This is a genomic window from Streptomyces sp. ALI-76-A (assembly GCF_030287445.1).
Lineage (GTDB): Bacteria > Actinomycetota > Actinomycetes > Streptomycetales > Streptomycetaceae > Streptomyces.
In genome coordinates this window covers 5,554,540-5,572,517 of the sequence record NZ_JASVWB010000002.1, presented here as the reverse complement: position 1 = coordinate 5,572,517, position 17,978 = coordinate 5,554,540, and the positions used below count along the sequence as shown (strand labels likewise).

16 protein-coding genes and 1 pseudogene are annotated in these 17,978 nt (G+C 72.8%); 11 read left to right on the top strand and 6 right to left on the bottom strand.

Going from position 1 to position 17,978, the window contains the following annotated elements; genetic code table 11:
- Positions 1-52 precede the first annotated feature (52 nt).
- A complete protein-coding gene (mmpB, locus tag QQS16_RS26005; RefSeq protein WP_286064286.1) occupies positions 53-181 on the top strand; it encodes a morphogenic membrane protein MmpB in 129 nt (42 codons plus the stop codon).
- A 34-nt stretch (positions 182-215) separates the two neighbouring features.
- Positions 216-836 (top strand): Maf family protein, encoded by a 621-nt coding sequence (locus QQS16_RS26000; RefSeq protein WP_286064285.1) that lies wholly within the window; start codon positions 216-218, stop codon positions 834-836.
- A 54-nt stretch (positions 837-890) separates the two neighbouring features.
- On the opposite strand, the gene QQS16_RS25995 is transcribed toward QQS16_RS26000, so the two are convergent.
- The gene (locus tag QQS16_RS25995; protein ID WP_286064284.1) at positions 891-1,379 is read right to left on the bottom strand and encodes a hypothetical protein; all 489 of its coding nucleotides are present in this window, start codon (positions 1,377-1,379) and stop codon (positions 891-893) included.
- Positions 1,380-1,758: 379 nt separating this feature from the next.
- On the opposite strand from QQS16_RS25995, the gene QQS16_RS25990 reads away from it, so the two are divergent.
- Positions 1,759-3,531, top strand: a complete 1,773-nt coding sequence (locus QQS16_RS25990; RefSeq protein ID WP_286064283.1) for an acetyl/propionyl/methylcrotonyl-CoA carboxylase subunit alpha — start codon at positions 1,759-1,761, stop codon at positions 3,529-3,531.
- A gap of 566 nt (positions 3,532-4,097) precedes the next feature.
- Here the strand turns inward: QQS16_RS25990 and QQS16_RS25985 are convergent.
- The gene (locus tag QQS16_RS25985; RefSeq protein WP_286064282.1) at positions 4,098-5,057 is read right to left on the bottom strand and encodes a DeoR/GlpR family DNA-binding transcription regulator; all 960 of its coding nucleotides are present in this window, start codon (positions 5,055-5,057) and stop codon (positions 4,098-4,100) included.
- A gap of 278 nt (positions 5,058-5,335) precedes the next feature.
- Positions 5,336-6,790, bottom strand: a pseudogene (locus tag QQS16_RS25980) (NAD(P)H-quinone dehydrogenase); the annotation flags it as partial.
- Between the two features lie 101 nt (positions 6,791-6,891).
- On the opposite strand from QQS16_RS25980, the gene QQS16_RS25975 reads away from it, so the two are divergent.
- The 3 genes from QQS16_RS25975 (at position 6,892) to QQS16_RS25960 (ending at position 10,733) form a co-directional block, all read left to right on the top strand.
- Positions 6,892-7,329 carry a gamma-glutamylcyclotransferase family protein gene (locus tag QQS16_RS25975; protein WP_286064281.1) on the top strand — a complete coding sequence of 146 codons (438 nt, stop codon included), beginning with the start codon at positions 6,892-6,894 and terminating at the stop codon, positions 7,327-7,329.
- Positions 7,330-7,651: 322 nt separating this feature from the next.
- The gene (locus QQS16_RS25965; protein ID WP_286064279.1) at positions 7,652-8,476 is read left to right on the top strand and encodes a purine-nucleoside phosphorylase; all 825 of its coding nucleotides are present in this window, start codon (positions 7,652-7,654) and stop codon (positions 8,474-8,476) included.
- 577 nt (positions 8,477-9,053) lie between these two features.
- On the top strand, positions 9,054-10,733 hold the full coding sequence (locus QQS16_RS25960; RefSeq protein ID WP_286064278.1) for a phospho-sugar mutase: 1,680 nt from the start codon (positions 9,054-9,056) through the stop codon (positions 10,731-10,733).
- Between the two features lie 306 nt (positions 10,734-11,039).
- Here the strand turns inward: QQS16_RS25960 and QQS16_RS25955 are convergent, their stop codons facing one another.
- Positions 11,040-11,756 carry a PH domain-containing protein gene (locus QQS16_RS25955; RefSeq protein WP_286064276.1) on the bottom strand — a complete coding sequence of 239 codons (717 nt, stop codon included), beginning with the start codon at positions 11,754-11,756 and terminating at the stop codon, positions 11,040-11,042.
- Positions 11,757-11,913: 157 nt separating this feature from the next.
- Here QQS16_RS25955 and deoC point away from each other — a divergent pair, with 157 nt between their 5' ends.
- Genes deoC through QQS16_RS25940 form a run of 3 tightly spaced genes read left to right on the top strand, consistent with a single transcriptional unit; the run spans position 11,914 to position 15,255 of the window.
- Positions 11,914-12,897 (top strand): deoxyribose-phosphate aldolase, encoded by a 984-nt coding sequence (deoC, locus tag QQS16_RS25950; protein ID WP_286066453.1) that lies wholly within the window; start codon positions 11,914-11,916, stop codon positions 12,895-12,897.
- A 5-nt stretch (positions 12,898-12,902) separates the two neighbouring features.
- Complete coding sequence (locus QQS16_RS25945) at positions 12,903-14,366, top strand: aldehyde dehydrogenase family protein (protein ID WP_286064274.1); 1,464 nt, start codon at positions 12,903-12,905, stop codon at positions 14,364-14,366.
- Positions 14,356-15,255, top strand: a complete 900-nt coding sequence (locus QQS16_RS25940; RefSeq protein WP_286064273.1) for an aldehyde dehydrogenase family protein — start codon at positions 14,356-14,358, stop codon at positions 15,253-15,255. The genes QQS16_RS25945 and QQS16_RS25940 overlap by 11 nt, the downstream gene beginning before the upstream one ends.
- Positions 15,256-15,327: 72 nt before the next feature.
- Here the strand turns inward: QQS16_RS25940 and QQS16_RS25935 are convergent, their stop codons facing one another.
- A complete protein-coding gene (locus QQS16_RS25935; RefSeq protein ID WP_286064271.1) occupies positions 15,328-15,732 on the bottom strand; it encodes a hypothetical protein in 405 nt (134 codons plus the stop codon).
- 127 nt (positions 15,733-15,859) lie between these two features.
- Between QQS16_RS25935 and QQS16_RS25930 the strand changes: the two genes are divergently transcribed.
- Together QQS16_RS25930 and QQS16_RS25925 are read left to right on the top strand one after the other, a co-directional pair.
- Positions 15,860-16,495 (top strand): uridine kinase family protein, encoded by a 636-nt coding sequence (locus QQS16_RS25930; RefSeq protein WP_286064270.1) that lies wholly within the window; start codon positions 15,860-15,862, stop codon positions 16,493-16,495.
- Between the two features lie 59 nt (positions 16,496-16,554).
- Positions 16,555-16,905 (top strand): DUF6281 family protein, encoded by a 351-nt coding sequence (locus QQS16_RS25925; protein WP_286064268.1) that lies wholly within the window; start codon positions 16,555-16,557, stop codon positions 16,903-16,905.
- Between the two features lie 146 nt (positions 16,906-17,051).
- On the opposite strand, the gene QQS16_RS25920 is transcribed toward QQS16_RS25925, so the two are convergent.
- A complete protein-coding gene (locus tag QQS16_RS25920; RefSeq protein WP_286064266.1) occupies positions 17,052-17,789 on the bottom strand; it encodes a SigE family RNA polymerase sigma factor in 738 nt (245 codons plus the stop codon).
- Positions 17,790-17,978 lie beyond the last annotated feature (189 nt).

Sequence of the window (17,978 nt, the reverse complement as noted above, 5' to 3'; positions counted from 1 at the left end):
TTGAGTACGGGTACTCAGGCGCCCGCCGGGAAAGCGCCGCAAGCTCGGAGGCATGCTGTGGTCCGACCCCGAGAACGAGCCGCCCCAGGAACTGCGGGACACGCAGGCCATGCTGCGGCGGCTGGGGATTCTCATGGCGCTGGCCATGGTGCTGGCGATGATCGTGATCGGGGTCAGGTGAGACCCGCCCGGCGGGCCGCCGATACGCTGCCCGTATGACTGATCAGCCGCGCCGCCGACTCGTCCTCGCCTCCCAGTCCCCCGCCCGGCTCGGCCTGCTGCGCCAGGCCGGACTCGACCCCGAGGTGATCGTGAGCGGCGTCGACGAGGACGCCGTCACCGCGCCGACCCCCGCCGAGCTGGCCCGCGCCCTGGCCGAGGCGAAGGCCTCCGTCGTGGCGGCGAAGCCCGAGGTCAAGGGCGCCCTGGTGATCGGCTGCGACTCGGTGCTCGACCTGGACGGCGAGGCGCTGGGCAAGCCCGCGGACGCCGCGGAGGCCACCGCCCGCTGGAAGGCCATGCGCGGACGCGCCGGGACGCTCCAGACCGGCCACTGCGTCCACGACACGGACAGCGGACGGCAGGTGTCCGCCACCGCCTCCACCGTCGTCCGCTTCGGCGAGCCGACCGACGCGGAGATCGCGGCGTACGTCGCCTCCGGCGAACCCCTCCACGTGGCCGGGGCGTTCACCCTGGACGGCCGCTCGGCCCCGTTCGTCGACGGCATCGAGGGCGACCACGGCAACGTGATCGGCATCAGCCTGCCCCTCGTCCGCCGCCTGCTGGCCGAACTGGGCGTCGGGATCACCGAGCTGTGGACGCCGCGGGAACCGTGACCACGGTGCCCTGATCGGGCCCCGCGATCAGGCGGTGTGATCAAGGCGGCGTGATCAGGGTGTGCCGGGCGCCGCCGGCGCGGGCGCGACCGGGGAGCCGCTGGCGCCGCCCGGCGTGGCGTCGGCGGGCGGCGCCGTCGTGCCGGCGGGCGCGCCCGGGAGGTCGTAGGTCATCAGCAGCAGCACGATCAGGGCGAGCACCACCACCATGAACAGGAACTCGGGCCAGCCCATCAGCCCCCACGCGAACGCGCCCAGCAGGCCGTGCACCACGGCCGCGCTGATCAGCAGGATGCGGCCGAGGCCGACGGGCGCGCGGTCGCGCAGCGCGACCAGGAGCGCGACCAGCCCGCAGAAGCCGAAGTAGAGGCCGAAGAGGATCCCGCCGATCTTCGACGACGTGGACATCATGCCCGGGTCGAGACCGGCCAGGGACATGTCCTGCCGGTCGACGACGACCCCGAGGAACCAGTTCAGCGCGGCGACCCCGAACGCCTCGACGAAGAGCACGACCGCCACGACCCACGCCACCGGCCTGCGCACGACCACCGGTCCACCCACTTTCGACTGCGGTCCGAGCGAGGCTGCTGCGACCTCACGTACGTTCGAGACATCGGGAACGCTACTAACCGGTAAACCCGGGGACAAGAGTTCGGCGCAGGGCAAAGAATCATTGGGCCATTCGTAGGGACTCCACAAAGAAACCCAGTGGGCCGCGGCACGCCACTACAGAGACCTTGACCACACATGGAGGCTAGGGTTTCCGGGAGGAGTCCTGCGTACCGAGGTGCGACAAGGGATTTCGCGGGTCGAGCGAGCCTCGTATCACGCTCCGTGTGGGCAAGCTCACCACGGGGGACGGGTCGAAGTGTCGTGTCGGCAGTCCCTAAACTCGGCTTGTTTCAAGGAGGGAGCCTCAATCGTGCGCAAGGTGCTCATCGCCAATCGTGGCGAAATCGCTGTCCGCGTGGCCCGGGCCTGCCGGGACGCCGGGATCGCGAGCGTGGCCGTCTACGCGGACCCGGACCGGGACGCTCTGCATGTCCGCGCCGCGGATGAGGCGTTCGCCCTGGGCGGTGACACTCCCGCGACCAGCTACCTCGACATCGACAAGGTGCTGAACGCCGCCCGCGAGTCCGGCGCCGACGCCATCCACCCCGGCTACGGCTTTCTCTCCGAGAACGCCGACTTCGCCCAGGCGGTGCTGGACGCGGACCTGATCTGGATCGGCCCGCCCCCGCAGGCCATCCGCGACCTCGGTGACAAGGTCGCCGCCCGCCACATCGCCCAACGCGCCGGCGCCCCCCTGGTCGCCGGCACCCCCGACCCCGTCTCCGGTGCCGAGGAGGTCGTCGCCTTCGCCCAGGAGCACGGCCTGCCCATCGCCATCAAGGCGGCCTTCGGCGGCGGCGGCCGCGGCCTGAAGGTCGCCCGCACCCTCGAAGAGGTACCCGAGCTGTACGACTCGGCCGTCCGCGAGGCCGTCGCCGCCTTCGGCCGCGGCGAGTGCTTCGTCGAGCGCTACCTCGACAAGCCCCGCCACGTGGAGACCCAGTGCCTGGCCGACACCCACGGCAACGTGGTCGTCGTCTCCACCCGCGACTGCTCCTTGCAGCGCCGCCACCAGAAGCTGGTCGAGGAGGCCCCCGCCCCGTTCCTGTCCGAGGCACAGGTCGACCAGCTGTACTCCTCCTCCAAGGCCATCCTGAAGGAGGCCGGCTACGTCGGCGCGGGCACCGTGGAGTTCCTCGTCGGCATGGACGGCACGATCTCCTTCCTGGAGGTCAACACCCGCCTCCAGGTCGAACACCCCGTCACCGAGGAAGTCTCCGGCATCGACCTGGTCCGCGAGATGTTCCGCATCGCCGACGGCGAGGCCCTCGGCTACGACGACCCGCCCCTGCGCGGCCACTCCTTCGAGTTCCGCATCAACGGCGAGGACCCCGGCCGCGGCTTCCTGCCCGCCCCCGGCACGGTGACCACGTTCGCCCCGCCGTCGGGGCCGGGCGTGCGCCTGGACGCCGGCGTGGAGAGCGGCAGCGTCATCGGCCCCGCCTGGGACTCCCTACTCGCCAAGCTCATCGTCACCGGCGCCACCCGGCAGCAGGCCCTGCAGCGCGCCGCCCGGGCGCTGGAGGAGTTCCAGGTCGAGGGCATGGCCACGGCCATCCCCTTCCACCGCGCGGTGGTGACCGACCCCGCCTTCGCCCCCGAGCTCACCGGCTCCACCGACCCGTTCACGGTCCACACCCGCTGGATCGAGACCGAGTTCGTCAACGACATCAAGCCCTTCGCCGCCCCCGCCGACACCGACACCGACGAGGAAGCCGGCCGCGAGACGGTCGTCGTCGAGGTCGGCGGCAAGCGCCTGGAGGTCTCCCTCCCGGTCTCGCTCGGCATGTCCCTGGCCCGCACCGGCCTCGCAGCCGGCGCCAAGCCCAAGCGTCGCGCCGCCAAGAAGTCCGGCCCGGCCGCCTCCGGCGACACCCTCGCCTCCCCCATGCAGGGCACCATCGTCAAGGTCGCCGTCGAGGAAGGCCAGCAGGTCGAGGAAGGAGACCTGATCGTCGTCCTCGAAGCGATGAAGATGGAGCAGCCTCTCAACGCCCACAAGGCCGGCACCATCAAGGGCCTCACCGCCGACGTCGGCGCCTCCCTCACCTCCGGCGCCCCCATCTGCGAGATCAAGGACTGAGCGCGGGGCCATTCCCGTAGCGCAGGCTTCGCTGTACGGCATCCCGAGGCGCCCGGCGGACTGAACCCCAGTCCGCCGGGCGCCTCGCTCTTCCCGTCCCCGCGATCTCCCCGTCCCCGTCGGTGCCGTCCGCCACCGCGGCAGGGCGACGCCGAGCGGGGGCCGCGCCGACGACGCGGGCGGCGAGCGGCGAGCGGCGAAGGGAGAGCGCGGGACCGCGTTCACCGTCAGCGGGTGGACCTGGGGAGGGGCAGGGAGGATCTGGGGCCCGTGAAGGGAGCCCTCCGGCACGGCTGGCGAGGATCCCGTCCCCGCGAGGCGCCAACCCGGCGAGAGCCCGGCGACAGCCGGTGCGCCGGCCCGCGTCGGCGGCACCGGCGTGATCACGGCGGTCAGCGCCGGCCCCACAACTCCTCGGTGCCGGGTGCCGGGGTGGGGTCCGACTCCCGGGTGAGCCCCGGCACCGGCCGCGCGTCGACACCGCCGATCCCCGTCCGCATCCCCGACGGAGGGAACGGGGAAGCCCCGGCGCACCGCCGGACCCGCGAGGCGCGGTGGCCTCCGGATCAGCGTCGGCGGAGGTCCGCGACCCGGGCCCGTTCCGCGCCCGGGGCCTGTTCACCGTGGACGGTGGCGGCGCGCAGCCCCGGTCCGCCGCCGGGGACCTGGCCGCGGCGCGGGTTCGGGAGGGGCACGTCCCGGCGCTGTTGCCGGCGCGCCGGGACCTGGTCACCCCCCGGGCTCTCCGCCCCGGCCACGGCGATCTGCACCCCCTGGTCGGCGAGGGCCTGGAGCTCGGTGGCGGCACGGTCGTCGTGCACGGGCGGCTCGTCCGTCACCAGACGGGTGATGAGATCGGTCGGCACGGTCTGGAACATGGTGTCGGTGCCGAGCTTGGTGTGGTCGGCGAGGACGACGACCTCGGCCGCGGCCTGCACCAGCGCCCGGTCCACGGACGCCGACAGCATGTTGGACGTGGACAGCCCGCGCTCCGCGGTCAGCCCGCTCCCGGACAGGAAGGCCCGGGAAACCCGCAGCCCTTGCAGGGACTGCTCGGCCCCGCTGCCGACGAGGGCGTAGTTGGAGCCGCGCAGGGTACCGCCGGTCATCACGACCTCCACGCGGTTGGCGTGGGCCAACGCCTGCGCCACCAGCAGCGAGTTGGTGACGACGGTCAGCCCGGGCACCCGCGCGAGCCGGCGGGCCAGCTCCTGCGTGGTGGTTCCCGCCCCGACCACGATGGCCTCGCCCTCTTCGACGAAGCTCGCGGCGAGATCGGCGATGGCCGTCTTCTCGGCGGTCGCGAGATGGGATTTCTGCGGAAAGCCGGACTCTCGCGTAAACCCGCCCGGCAATACCGCACCGCCATGCCGGCGGTCGAGGAGTCCTTCTGCCTCCAGTGCGCGCACGTCCCGCCGTACGGTCACTTCGGAGGTCTGGACGACGCGGGCGAGCTCACGGAGCGACACGGCCCCGTTAGCGCGCACCATTTCGAGGATCAATTGGCGACGTTCTGCAGCGAACACGAAACTGACAGTAACCCCAACGACCGTCTGGTTTCAGCAGTTTGCGCCGAATAACAGAAGATGTTCGCACAGTAGGTCGGGAAGTGGTATAGAGCCCATTCCACCCGCCTATGCCGCACGCATGCTCGACAACTCGCCGTGACCAGCGGGGAATCGCTTTCGGTCGCTTTCGACCGCCGACGCGGTCCGGCGCGCGGGGCGCCGGACACCGGGTTCCACTGACTGCCCGCCACCGACGGGACCTCGCGGATTCCCGCGGGCCGATCCGCCGGAGGGGTTCAGCCCCCGTCCTCCGTCTTGCGCGTGTGCAGCTGTCGCGCCACCTCGGCGATCGAGCCCGAAAGGGAGGGGTAAACGGTGAAAGCGTTCGCGATCTGTTCGACGGTCAGATTGTTGTCGACCGCGATCGAGATGGGGTGGATCAGTTCCGAGGCCTTCGGGGCCACGACGACACCGCCCACCACGATCCCGGTACCGGGACGGCAGAAGATCTTGACGAAGCCGTCCCGGATGCCCTGCATCTTGGCCCGCGGGTTGCGCAGCAGCGGCAGCTTCACCACCCGGGCGTCGATCTTGCCGCCGTCGACGTCGGACTGGCTGTAGCCGACGGTGGCGATCTCGGGGTCGGTGAAGACGTTGGACGAGACGGTCTTCAGGTTCAGCGGAGCGACCGCGTCGCCCAGGAAGTGGTACATGGCGATGCGTCCCTGCATGGCCGCCACCGAGGCGAGCGCGAAGACACCGGTCACGTCGCCGGCCGCGTACACCCCGGGAGCCGTGGTGCGGGACACCTTGTCGGTCCAGATGTGCCCCGACTCGCGCAGCTTGACCCCGGCCTCCTCCAGCCCCATCCCGGCGCTGTTCGGGATGGCACCGACGGCCATCAGACAGTGCGAGCCGGTGATGACCCGCCCGTCCGCCAGCGTGACCTCGACCCGGTCCCCGACCCGCTTGGCGGACTCGGCCCGGGAGCGCGCCAGGACGTTCATGCCGCGCCGCCGGAAGACGTCCTCCAGCACGGCGGCCGCGTCCGGGTCCTCGCCCGGCAGCACCCGGTCCCGCGACGACACCAGCGTGACCTTCGCCCCGAGCGCCTGGTAGGCCCCGGCGAACTCCGCTCCGGTGACACCGGACCCGACCACGATCAGCTCCTCGGGGAGCTCGGTCAGGTCGTACACCTGGGTCCAGTTGAAGATCCGCTCGCCGTCGGGCTGCGCGTCGGGCAGCTCACGGGGGTGACCGCCGGTGGCGACGAGCACCGCGTCCGCGGTGAGCGTCTCCTCGCTCCCGTCTGCGGCCCGCACCACGACCTTCCGGGAGCCGTCGAGGGCCTGCATGCCCTCCAGCCGCCCGCGCCCGCGCAGCACCCGGGCACCGGCCCGCGTCACGGACGCCGTGATGTCGTGCGACTGCGCCAGCGCCAGCCGCTTCACCCGGCGGTTCACCTTGCCGAGGTCGACCCCCACCACCCGGGCGGCCTGCTCCATCGGCGGGGTGTCGTCGGCGACGATGATGCCCAGTTCCTCGTACGACGAGTCGAAGGTGGTCATCACCTCGGCCGTGGCGATCAGAGTCTTCGACGGCACGCAGTCGGTCAGGACCGACGCACCGCCCAGACCGTCGCAGTCGACGACGGTCACCTCCGCGCCGAGCTGGGCGGCCACCAGGGCCGCCTCGTATCCGCCGGGTCCGCCACCGATGATCACGATCCGAGTCACGTACTCCATTGTCCCGCACGCCGCACCGTGCCACCGCCCCGGGGCCCCGCCCGGGGCACCACGGGTGCCCGCGGGACCACTGAGGCACCGGCGCCCGGCTGCCGTACCCTCGACGCATGTCGCTCTACGCCGGGTACGCCGGCAACCTCGACGCGCGGCTGATGAGCCGCCGCGCCCCGCACTCGCCGCTGCGCTCGACCGGCTGGCTGAGCGGCTGGCGGCTGACCTTCGGCGGCGAGCACATGGGCTGGGAGGGCGCCCTGGCGACGATCGTGGAGGACCCCGGCGCCCAGGTCTTCGTCGCGCTGTACGACCTCGCGCCCCCGGACGAGGACTCGATGGACCGCTGGGAGGGCGTGGGCATGGGCATCTACCGCCGCACCCGCGTGCACATCCAGACCCTGGAGGGCCAGGAGGCGGCCTGGACGTACGTGCTCAACGGGTACGAGGGCGGTCTGCCCTCGGCCCGCTACCTGGGCGAGGTCGCCGACGCCGCCGAGTCCGCGGGCGCGCCGCACGACTACGTCATGGAACTGCGCAAGCGCCCCTGCTGACGCGGGCGACCCGCTGGGCGACGTCGAGCCCGGGCCCCGAGGCCGGCCGCGCGCACCGAGGCGTACTGGCGGGCCTCGCGCTTCCCGCCCACCCGAGCCGTGCGGGAGCAGGGCCACGACCTGGTGCGCACGGTGTCGTTCACCGGCGGCGGCGCCGGGAAGCCGGCCGTCCGGCCACCGCGCCACGCGGAGGCGGCGCACCGTCCGGCATCGGCGCGCCGTCCGGAGACGACGCGCCGTCCGGAAACGACAAGACAACGATCCCCCTCCAGTCAGCTCTGCCATCTACGCGCGTAGGCCCTGACCGGCTACCCTCGTCCGCGTGAACGCATCTCTTCTTCCGGACGACATCCAGGGCGACCCCCACGCCGCCGCCGACGCCGCCGCCGCGCGCCTGCGCGAACTGACCGGCGCCGAGTCCCACGACGTCGCCCTCGTGATGGGCTCCGGCTGGGCACCCGCCGTGAACGCCCTGGGCGCTCCCGACGCCGAGTTCCCGGTCACCGAGCTGCCCGGTTTCCCGCCGCCGGCGGTGGAGGGCCACGGAGGCAAGATCCGCTCGTACACCATCGGCGACAAGCGCGCCCTGGTCTTCCTGGGCCGCACGCACTACTACGAGGGCCGGGGCGTGGCCGCCGTGGCCCACGGGGTGCGCACCGCCGTCGCCGCCGGCTGCAAGACGATCGTCCTGACCAACGGCTGCGGCGGCCTGCGCGAGGGCATGCGCCCCGGCCAGCCGGTCCTGATCAGTGACCACATCAACCTGACGGCGACCAGCCCCATCGTCGGGGCCAACTTCGTCGACCTCACCGACCTCTACTCGCCCCGCCTGCGCGCCCTGTGCAAGGAGGTCGACCCCACGATGGAGGAGGGCGTCTACGCCCAGTTCCCCGGCCCGCACTACGAGACACCGGCCGAGATCCGCATGGCCCGGGTCATCGGCGCGGACCTCGTGGGCATGTCGACGGTCCTGGAGGCCATCGCCGCACGCGAGGCGGGCGCCGAGGTCCTCGGCATCTCCCTGGTGACGAACCTGGCCGCGGGCATGACCGGCGAGCCCCTCAACCACGAGGAGGTCCTCCAGGCGGGCCGCGACAGCGCGACCCGCATGGGATCCCTGCTGGCCCAGGTCCTGAACCGCCTGTAGTCCCCCGTCCGGCACCGGCTCCTGGCACCGCCCACCCGGGTCGGGAAGTCCCGGGTCGGGAAGTCCCGGACCGCCTGCCCCGGTCGCAAGGCCCCCGCACCACCCACGGAAAGTCCCGCACCGCCCACCCGGGTCGGGAAGTCCCGAACCGCCTGCCCCGGTCGCAAGGCCCCGGCACCCCCCACCCCGTGGCGGGAGGTCCCCGGTAGGGCCCGGGGCAGTCGGCAGGGACCCCGACACCGCCCGAGGCGGCGTGCAGGGGCCGGCCGGCCGCCACCCGCCCCGGTCGGCTGCGCGGCGGCGTGCGGACTCGCCGCCCGGCCGACCGGGTCGGGGCTGAGTGGGCAAAGGGCCTGAGGGGGCCCGGGGCGCGCGGCCCCAGCGGGGTCCGGGGCAGAGCCCCGCGAGGGATGCGGGGCACGCGGTCCCCGTCGGGGGTCCGGGGGCGGCGCCCCGGGGACGGGCAGGGTAGGGGCGGCGGGGGCGACGAACCCGTCCCCGCACCCACACACCGCCCGCCGCACACCACGCCCGCCCGCCCGCCCGCCAACGAACCACAACGAGAGGTTGACCGAACGTGCACGACGATCTCATCGCACGGGCCAGCGCATGGCTGACCGAGGACCCCGACCCGGAAACCCGTGCCGAACTCGCCAGGCTCATCGACACCAAGGACGTCACCGAGCTCACCGCACGCTTCAGCGGCACCCTCCAGTTCGGCACCGCGGGCCTCCGCGGCGAACTGGGCGCCGGCCCCCTGCGCATGAACCGCTCGGTCGTCATCCGGGCCGCCGCCGGCCTCGCCGCGTACCTCAAGGCCAGGGGCCGGCACGACGGCCTCGTCGTCATCGGCTACGACGCCCGCCACAAGTCCGCCGACTTCGCCCGGGACACCGCCGCCGTCATGACCGGCGCCGGCCTGCGCGCGGCCCTCCTCCCGCGTCCCCTCCCCACCCCCGTCCTCGCCTTCGCCATAAGGCACCTGGGCGCGGTCGCCGGCGTGGAGGTCACCGCCAGCCACAACCCGCCCCGGGACAACGGCTACAAGGTGTACCTCGGCGACGGCTCCCAGATCGTGCCCCCGGCGGACGCCGAGATCGCGGCCGAGATCGACGCCGTCACCACCCTCGCCGCCGTGCCCCGCCCGACCACCGGCTGGGACATCCTCGACGACAGCGTGCTGGACGCCTACCTGGCCCGCACGGACGCCGTACTCGCCGAGGGCTCACCCCGCTCGGCCCGGACCGTCTACACCGCGATGCACGGCGTCGGCAAGGACACCCTCCTCGCCGCGTTCGGCCGCGCAGGTTTCCCCGAGCCCGTCCTCGTCGCCGAGCAGGCCGAGCCCGACCCGGACTTCCCCACCGTCGCCTTCCCCAACCCGGAGGAGCCCGGCGCGATGGACCTCGCCTTCGCGAAGGCCCGGGAGACGGACCCGGACCTGATCATCGCCAACGACCCGGACGCGGACCGCTGCGCGGTGGCGGTCAAGGACCCCGAGGCGGGCGCGGACGGCGAAGGCGGCGAGGAAGCCGGACAGGGCGGCGGGACCTGGCGCATGCTCCGGGGCGACGAGGTCGGCGCCCTGCTCGCCACCCACCTGGTGCACCGCGGAGTCCAGGGCACGTTCGCCGAGTCCATCGTCTCCTCGTCCCTCCTCGGCCGTATCGCCGCGAAGGCGGGCCTCCCCCACGAGGAGACCCTCACCGGCTTCAAGTGGATCGCCCGCGTGGAGGGCCTGCGCTACGGCTACGAGGAGGCCCTCGGCTACTGCGTGGACCCCGACGGCGTACGCGACAAGGACGGCATCACGGCCGCCCTCCTGATCACCGAACTCGCCTCGGTCCTCAAGGCGGAGCACCGCACCCTGCTCGACCTGCTGGACGATCTCGCGGTCGAGCACGGCCTGCACGCCACCGACCAGCTGTCGGTCCGTGTCGAGGACCTCTCCCTGATCGCCGACGCGATGCGGCGCCTGCGCGAGCACCCCCCGACCCGGCTCGCGGGCCTGCCCGTCACCCGCGCCGACGACCTCAACCAGGGCACCGACCGGCTCCCGCCCACGGACGGCCTGCGCTACGTCCTCGACGGCGCCCGGGTCATCGTCCGCCCCAGCGGCACGGAGCCGAAGCTGAAGTGCTACCTGGAGGTGGTCGTCCCGGTCGCGACGCACGCCGGCCTCCCCGCGGCCCGCGCCAAGGCGGCGGACCTGCTGGCGACGATCAAGCGGGACCTGTCGGCAGCGGCGGGCATCTGACCCGTACGGCCCGGCGCGTGCGTGCGGTCCTCACGGACCCGCACGCGCCGGACCCCGTAGGAACCCGCACGCGCCGGACCCCGCAGGAACCCGCATCGCCGGACGCCGCCGCTCCCCGCACCCTGAGGCACGCCCGCTCGCCCTGCCCCGGACCCGCGCACCCGGCCCGGAGCCCGAAGCCGCCGTGACCCTGACTGTGCCCGTGCCTATTCCCGTGACCCTGACTGTGCCCGCGCCCGTGCCCGTGCCCGTGCCTATGCCCGTGACCCTGACTGTGCCCGTGCCCGTGCCCGCGCCTGTGCCCGCTCAGCCCACCACCAGCAAGATCCCCGAGAGCACCACCCCGGCCGCCGCGGGCCCCACGATCTCGTAGGCCCACCGCACCACGACCTCCCCCTGCGCCGACGGCGCCGCCCCGCGGGCCTCCAGCACCTCCCGCAGGTGGTCCATGACCTGGTCGCTCTCCGCCCGCACGGGGCCCTCCGGCACCGTCCCGCGACCGCCGGACAGGCCGCCGAGCCCGCCGCGCCCACCACCGGCCCGGGACCCCGGCGCCCCGCTGCCCGGACCGCCCCCCGGGGCGCCGCCCTGCGCGGCCCGCCGGGCCTCGCGCCGGGCGGCCTTGTTGCGGGCCCGCAGCGACACGGGCAGGGCCCACAGCTGGAACTTCCCGCCGGCCCGGGTGAGGGCCTCGTTGGAGTAGCCGGAGCGCAGGGCCGCGATCTGCCCCCAGGGCAGCACGATGTTCCGGAACGGATTGCGGATCCGCAGCCGGTCGTCGCCCACGTACACCGCGGGCCGCAGCGTGAAGGCGACGACCAGCGGGACCACGAGCAGCAGCGCGGCCAGGGCCCGCCAGGGCGTACGGCCCTCCCCGGCGACGATCGCGTCGACGCCGAGCCAGCCGGCGATGCCGAGCAGCAGGACACCGCCCGCGATGCCGGCGGCGGACCGGTGCACCTGGTCCTTGGACTCGGGGACCGACGGCTGCGGCGCGGATGACTGGGGGTCCGGGGTCGTCATGGTCCCGATTCTGCCCGACGTCCGCCGACCGCTCCCACGCGGCGCCACCCGGCCCGACGTCCGCCCGGCGCTCCCCCGCGGCACCGACCGGCGGGCACCGGATCCGTTCGCCGGGCTGTACAGCCGCTACGCGCGTAGATATGCTCGTCTGGTGACCATGCCCACTGCTGCTCCTCACTCCCCCACCGCTGGACGCGTGGGCGGGGCCCCGATCGCCGACGTCACCGCGTCCGACAGCACGCTGCGCCGCTTCCTGCACGGGCTGCCCGGCGTCGACGCGGTCGGCCTGGAGGCGCGCGCCGCCTCGCTCGGCACCCGTTCCATCAAGACGACCGCGAAGGCGTACGCGATCGACCTCGCCATCTCGATGGTCGACCTGACGACGCTGGAAGGCGCGGACACCCCGGGCAAGGTCCGGGCGCTCGGCGCCAAGGCGGTCCGCCCCGACCCGACGGACCGGACGGCCCCCGCGACCGCGGCTGTCTGCGTCTACCCCGACATGGTGGCCACCGCCAAGCAGACCGTCGCCGGCTCCGCGGTGAAGGTCGCCTCGGTGGCCACCGCCTTCCCGGCCGGCCGCGCCGCGCTCGCCGTGAAGCTGGCGGACGTCCGCGAGGCCGTCGCGGCCGGAGCCGACGAGATCGACATGGTCATCGACCGCGGGGCCTTCCTCGCGGGCGACTACATGAAGGTGTACGACGAGATCACCGCCGTGAAGGAGACCTGCGGGGCGGACGCCCGCCTCAAGGTCATCTTCGAGACGGGCGAGCTGTCGACGTACGACAACATCCGGCGCGCGAGCTGGCTCGGCATGCTGGCCGGGGCGGACTTCATCAAGACGTCGACCGGCAAGGTGGCGGTGAACGCCACGCCCGCGAACACCCTGCTCATGCTGGAGGCCGTCCGCGACTTCCGCGCGCAGACCGGGGTACAGGTGGGTGTGAAGCCGGCCGGCGGCATCCGCACGACGAAGGACGCGATCAAGTTCCTCGTCCTGGTCAACGAGACCGTCGGCGAGGACTGGCTGGATAACCACTGGTTCCGCTTCGGCGCCTCCTCGCTCCTGAACGACCTGCTGATGCAGCGTCAGAAGCTGGCCACCGGCCGCTACTCCGGCCCCGACTACGTGACGGTGGACTGATCACCATGACCACGGACAACACGCACAAGCGGTCATCCGCGTTCGAGTACGCCCCGGCGCCGGAGTCCCGCTCGGTCGTCGACATCGCGCCCTCCTACGGCCTGTTCATCGACGGTGAGTTCACCGAGGCGGCCGACGGCAGGGTCTTCAAGACGGTCTCCCCGTCGACCGAGGAGGTCCTCTCGGAGATCGCCCAGGCCGGCGCCGAGGACGTCGACCGCGCGGTCGCGGCGGCCCGCAGGGCCTTCGGGACGTGGTCGGCGCTGCCCGGCTCGGAACGCGCCAAGTACCTGTTCCGCATCGCCCGGATCATCCAGGAGCGCAGCCGCGAGCTGGCCGTCCTGGAGACGCTCGACAACGGCAAGCCCATCCGGGAGACGCGCGACGCCGACCTCCCCCTGGTCGCCGCGCACTTCTTCTACTACGCGGGCTGGGCCGACAAGCTCGACCACGCGGGCTTCGGCGCGAACCCGCGCCCGCTGGGCGTGGCGGGCCAGGTCATCCCCTGGAACTTCCCCCTCCTGATGCTGGCGTGGAAGATCGCCCCGGCGCTGGCCACGGGCAACACGGTCGTCCTGAAGCCCGCCGAGACGACCCCCCTCTCCGCCCTGTTCTTCGCGGACATCTGCCGCCAGGCGGGCCTGCCCAAGGGCGTCGTCAACATCCTTCCCGGCTACGGCGACACGGGCGCGGCCCTGGTCGCCCACCCGGACGTGAACAAGGTGGCCTTCACCGGCTCCACGGCCGTCGGCAAGGAGATCGCGCGCACGGTCGCGGGCTCCCGTAAGAAGCTCACCCTGGAGCTGGGCGGCAAGGGCGCGAACATCGTCTTCGACGACGCCCCGATCGACCAGGCCGTCGAGGGCATCGTGACGGGCATCTTCTTCAACCAGGGCCAGGTCTGCTGCGCGGGCAGCCGCCTCCTCGTCCAGGAGTCGATCCACGACGAGCTGCTGGACTCCCTGAAGCGCAGGCTCGCCACCCTGCGCCTGGGTGACCCGCTGGACAAGAACACGGACATCGGCGCGATCAACTCCGCCGAGCAGCTGTCCCGCATCACCACGCTGGTGGAGCAGGGCGAGGCGGAGGGCGCCGAGCGCTGGTCCCCCGCGTGCGACCTGCCCTCCTCCGGCTACTGGTTCGCCCCGACGCTCTTCACCAACGTCACCCAGGCACACACCGTCGCCCGCGACGAGATCTTCGGCCCGGTGCTGTCGGTCCTCACCTTCCGCACCCCGGACGAGGCGGTCGCGAAGGCCAACAACTCCCAGTACGGCCTCTCGGCGGGGATCTGGACGGAGAAGGGATCCCGGATCCTGGCCGTCGCGAACAAGCTCCGCGCGGGTGTCGTCTGGTCCAACACGTTCAACAAGTTCGACCCCGCCTCGCCGTTCGGCGGCTACAAGGAGTCGGGCTACGGCCGCGAGGGCGGCCGCCACGGCCTGGAGGCGTACCTCGATGTCCGATAAGTCCGAACCGCAGCGTCTCAGCGTCTTCAAGACCTACAAGCTGTACGTGGGCGGAAAGTTCCCGCGTTCCGAGAGCGGCCGGGTGTACGAGGTGACAGACCCCAAGGGCAACTGGCTGGCCAACGCGCCCCTGTCCTCCCGCAAGGACGCCCGTGACGCCGTGGTGGCGGCCCGCAAGGCGTTCGGCGGCTGGTCCGGCGCGACGGCCTACAACCGCGGCCAGGTCCTCTACCGCGTCGCGGAGATGCTGGAGGGCCGCCGGGCGCAGTTCGTCCGCGAGGTCGCCGACGCCGAGGGCCTGTCGAAGTCCAGGGCCGCCGAGCAGGTGGACGCGGCGGTCGACCGCTGGGTCTGGTACGCCGGGTGGACCGACAAGATCGCCCAGGTGATCGGCGGCGGCAACCCGGTCGCGGGCCCGTTCTTCAACCTGTCCTCCCCCGAGCCGACGGGCGTCGTGGCCGTGCTGGCCCCCCAGGAGTCGTCGCTCCTGGGCCTCGTCTCGGTCCTCGCCCCGGTGATCGCCACCGGCAACACGGCGGTCGTGATCGCGAGCGAGCGGTCCCCGCTGCCGGCCCTGTCGCTGGGCGAGGTGCTGGCCACCTCCGACGTGCCCGGCGGTGTCGTCAACCTCCTGTCCGGCCGTACGGCGGAGATCGCGGCGCCGCTGGCCGCGCACCAGGACGTCAACGCGATCGACCTGACCGGCGCGGACGACGCGCTGGCGAAGGAACTGGAGATCGCGGCGGCCGACAACCTCAAGCGCGTCCTCCGTCCACAGCCTGTGGATCACGCGCGGACGCCGGGCATCGACCGCATGACGGCGTTCCTGGAGACGAAGACGGTCTGGCACCCGACGGGTTCGCTGGGCGCCTCGGGCTCGTCGTACTGAGCCTCCTCATGCCGGAGAGCCGTGTCTCCCCTCCGTCCGGGGGTGACGCGGCTCTTCGCCGTTTCGCCGTGGTCAGCCGCCCAGCAGCCCCGCCGCCTGACCGATCACCGGCATGCTGCCGATCGACTGCGCCTGCGCGACCGGCTGGGTCAGCGCCTGCGAGGTGAGCGGCTTGAAGCCGGTGAGCTGGGTGCCGACGCCGTTGTCGAGCGGGTCGACGCCGGTGCCGGCCAGCGGGTTGGGCTTGAGGCCGGTGACCGGGCCGGTGACGTGGCCGACCACGCCGGTGAGGGCCTGGAGGCCCGCCTGCGGGTCGATGTCGCCGACCGAGGTGGGGCTGGTGCGCACCCCTGGGACGACCGGCTCGGCGTTCGCGGAGGCCGTCGCCGCACCCGCCCCCAGAGCCACGCCCACGGTCGCGAGGGCGACCAGGGCGCGCTGGGCGGTCGGGTTCTGGGGGGACGCGTGTCGGGCCATCGTTTCTGCCACCTTCTCCAGCACAGGGTAATCAGGAAGACACGAAGGGTAGTTGACATGTGACGCGCGCTTCAAAGCCGACCCGCGGGGTCGGCAGGGCGTACGGGATGCGTCAAACTGGTGTCCCGTGAGCATCCTTCCCCCTCCATCCGCCCGTGTCGTGCTGCTCTGCGGCCCCTCCGGCTCGGGCAAGTCCCTCGTCGCCGCCCGCTCCGGGCTTCCCGTGCTGCGCCTCGACGACTTCTACAAGGAGGGCGACGACCCGACGCTGCCGCTGGTGGCCGGGAGCTCCGACATCGACTGGGACCACCCGGACTCGTGGGACGCGGACACCGCCGTCGCCGCGATCCTGGACCTGTGCCGCACGGGCCGCACCCAGGTACCCGTCTACGACATCTCGCTGAGCGCCCGAACCGGCGAGGAGCCGGTCGACGTGGGCCGGACCCCGCTGTTCATCGCGGAGGGCATCTTCGCCGCCGAGATCATCACGCGCTGCCGGGAGCTCGGCGTGCTGGCCGACGCGTTGTGCCTGAGCCGCGGCCCGGTCCGCACGTTCCGCCGCCGCTTCCTGCGGGATCTCAAGGAGGGCCGCAAGTCGGTGCCCTTCCTGCTGCGCCGGGGCTGGCGGCTGATGCGCCTGGAGCGCTCGATCGTCGCCCGCCAGAGCGCGCTGGGCGCCCACCGCTGCGACCGGGACGAGGCTCTGGGCCGTCTCGCCGCGGCGGCGGTGGGCCGTCGCCCGGCGGCGGCACCGACGGCCTGAACGAACGGGGCGCCCGCTCCGTCGGAGGACCTAGACCGGTCCACGCGGAAAGGGAGCCCATGACGACGTACCCTCGGACAGGCCGACGGCTGCTGCCGGTGACGGCCGCGCTCTTCGCCTGTGCCGTCGCCTGTTCGCCGGCGGACGGCGGCGGATCCTCCTCCGCGTCCTGCGCGCACCTGGTGACGTACGAGAACCGCACCTATCTGGGCACCGGGGACGGTGACTTCACCGTCGGCGGCCGGCTGGGCACCGCCACGGTCCCCGAGTGCGACGACACCCCGAACGATCCGGGCGACTCCGTGCCCCGCGGCGAGACCCCCGCGTACGCGGTGGAGGGGATGGACCCCGCCGTCGCCATCGCGGTCGGCGACACACCCGCCGAAGCGACCCTCATGAAGGTCCGCTGACCGCACACGAAAGCGGGACTGGACGGACCCCCCGGCCCTCCAGTCCCGCTCCTCGTGCTCCCCCGTGCTTCCCCCGTCGGTCCCCCGTGACCCCCGTTGGATCCCCCCTGTTACCGCTCCCCCGTTACTTGCTTCCCCCCGAACCCTCAGGCGACGAGCTCCCCGAAGGCGTTCTCCTCGTCACGGCCGAAGCTGAGGACCTCGTCCTCGCGCAGCCGGCGGAGCGACCGCCAGATGCTGGACTTCACCGTGCCGACACTGATGCCGAGGATCTCCGCGATCTCCGGGTCCGTGCGGCCCTCGTAGTACCGCAGGACCAGCATGGTGCGCTGGAGTTCGGGCAGCCGGGCCAGCGCCTGCCACAGGACCGCGCGCAGTTCGGTGCCGCGCATCGCGTCCGTGTCGCCGGGCGTCTCCGGCAGTTCCTCGGTCGGGTACTCGTTCAGCTTGCGGCGGCGCCACGCGCTGATGTGCAGGTTGGTCATGGTGCGGCGGAGATACCCGCCGACCGCCGCCTTGTCGCTGATCCGCTCCCACGCCCGGTAGGTCGAGAACAGCGCGCTCTGCAGCAGGTCCTCGGCCTCGAAGCGGTCACCGGTCAGGTGGTAGGCGGTTGCGTACAGGGAGGCGCGGCGCTCCTGGACGTAGGCGGTGAACTCCGCCTCCGACAGCGAACGACGCTCCCCCGAGCCCTCCCTGTACGCGGCTCCCCCGTGAGCCTCCCCCGTGTGTGCGTCGACCACCGTCATGTAACCGGTGTGCTGACGCCCGGTACCGCGAGCGCACCCCCGCCCGCTCGCCGCACCCGCCTTCTCCGGACCCCGGGTGACATCGTGCAGACGCGTGATCACTGCGCTTGCGCTGGTGCTGTGCAGCGTGTTCATCTCGCGCCCCCCGTCGTGGACTTCCCGGTGTTCCGTCCTGCTTCCTTGCCTGTGACCAAAAGCTTGCCGGGGCCACTTCATCGCCGTGTCCGCCGACTGTCACAGACCTGTCACAGGGCCCCTCTCGGACGGTGCTCCCGGAAGCGGCACCGCACCCTCATGGACATGAGCGCCACCGGCCCGCGGAAA

Bases quoted from the DNA above. Each gene is read 5' to 3' on its own strand.
- mmpB (WP_286064286.1), top strand. From the start codon at position 53: ATGCTGTGGTCCGACCCCGAGAACGAGCCGCCCCAGGAACTGCGGGAC.
- QQS16_RS26000 (WP_286064285.1), top strand. From the start codon at position 216: ATGACTGATCAGCCGCGCCGCCGACTCGTCCTCGCCTCCCAGTCCCCC.
- QQS16_RS25975 (WP_286064281.1), top strand. From the start codon at position 6,892: ATGTCGCTCTACGCCGGGTACGCCGGCAACCTCGACGCGCGGCTGATG.
- QQS16_RS25955 (WP_286064276.1), bottom strand. From the start codon at position 11,756: ATGACGACCCCGGACCCCCAGTCATCCGCGCCGCAGCCGTCGGTCCCC.
- deoC (WP_286066453.1), top strand. From the start codon at position 11,914: ATGCCCACTGCTGCTCCTCACTCCCCCACCGCTGGACGCGTGGGCGGG.
- QQS16_RS25945 (WP_286064274.1), top strand. From the start codon at position 12,903: ATGACCACGGACAACACGCACAAGCGGTCATCCGCGTTCGAGTACGCC.
- QQS16_RS25940 (WP_286064273.1), top strand. From the start codon at position 14,356: ATGTCCGATAAGTCCGAACCGCAGCGTCTCAGCGTCTTCAAGACCTAC.
- QQS16_RS25935 (WP_286064271.1), bottom strand. From the start codon at position 15,732: ATGGCCCGACACGCGTCCCCCCAGAACCCGACCGCCCAGCGCGCCCTG.
- QQS16_RS25925 (WP_286064268.1), top strand. From the start codon at position 16,555: ATGACGACGTACCCTCGGACAGGCCGACGGCTGCTGCCGGTGACGGCC.
- QQS16_RS25920 (WP_286064266.1), bottom strand. From the start codon at position 17,789: ATGAACACGCTGCACAGCACCAGCGCAAGCGCAGTGATCACGCGTCTG.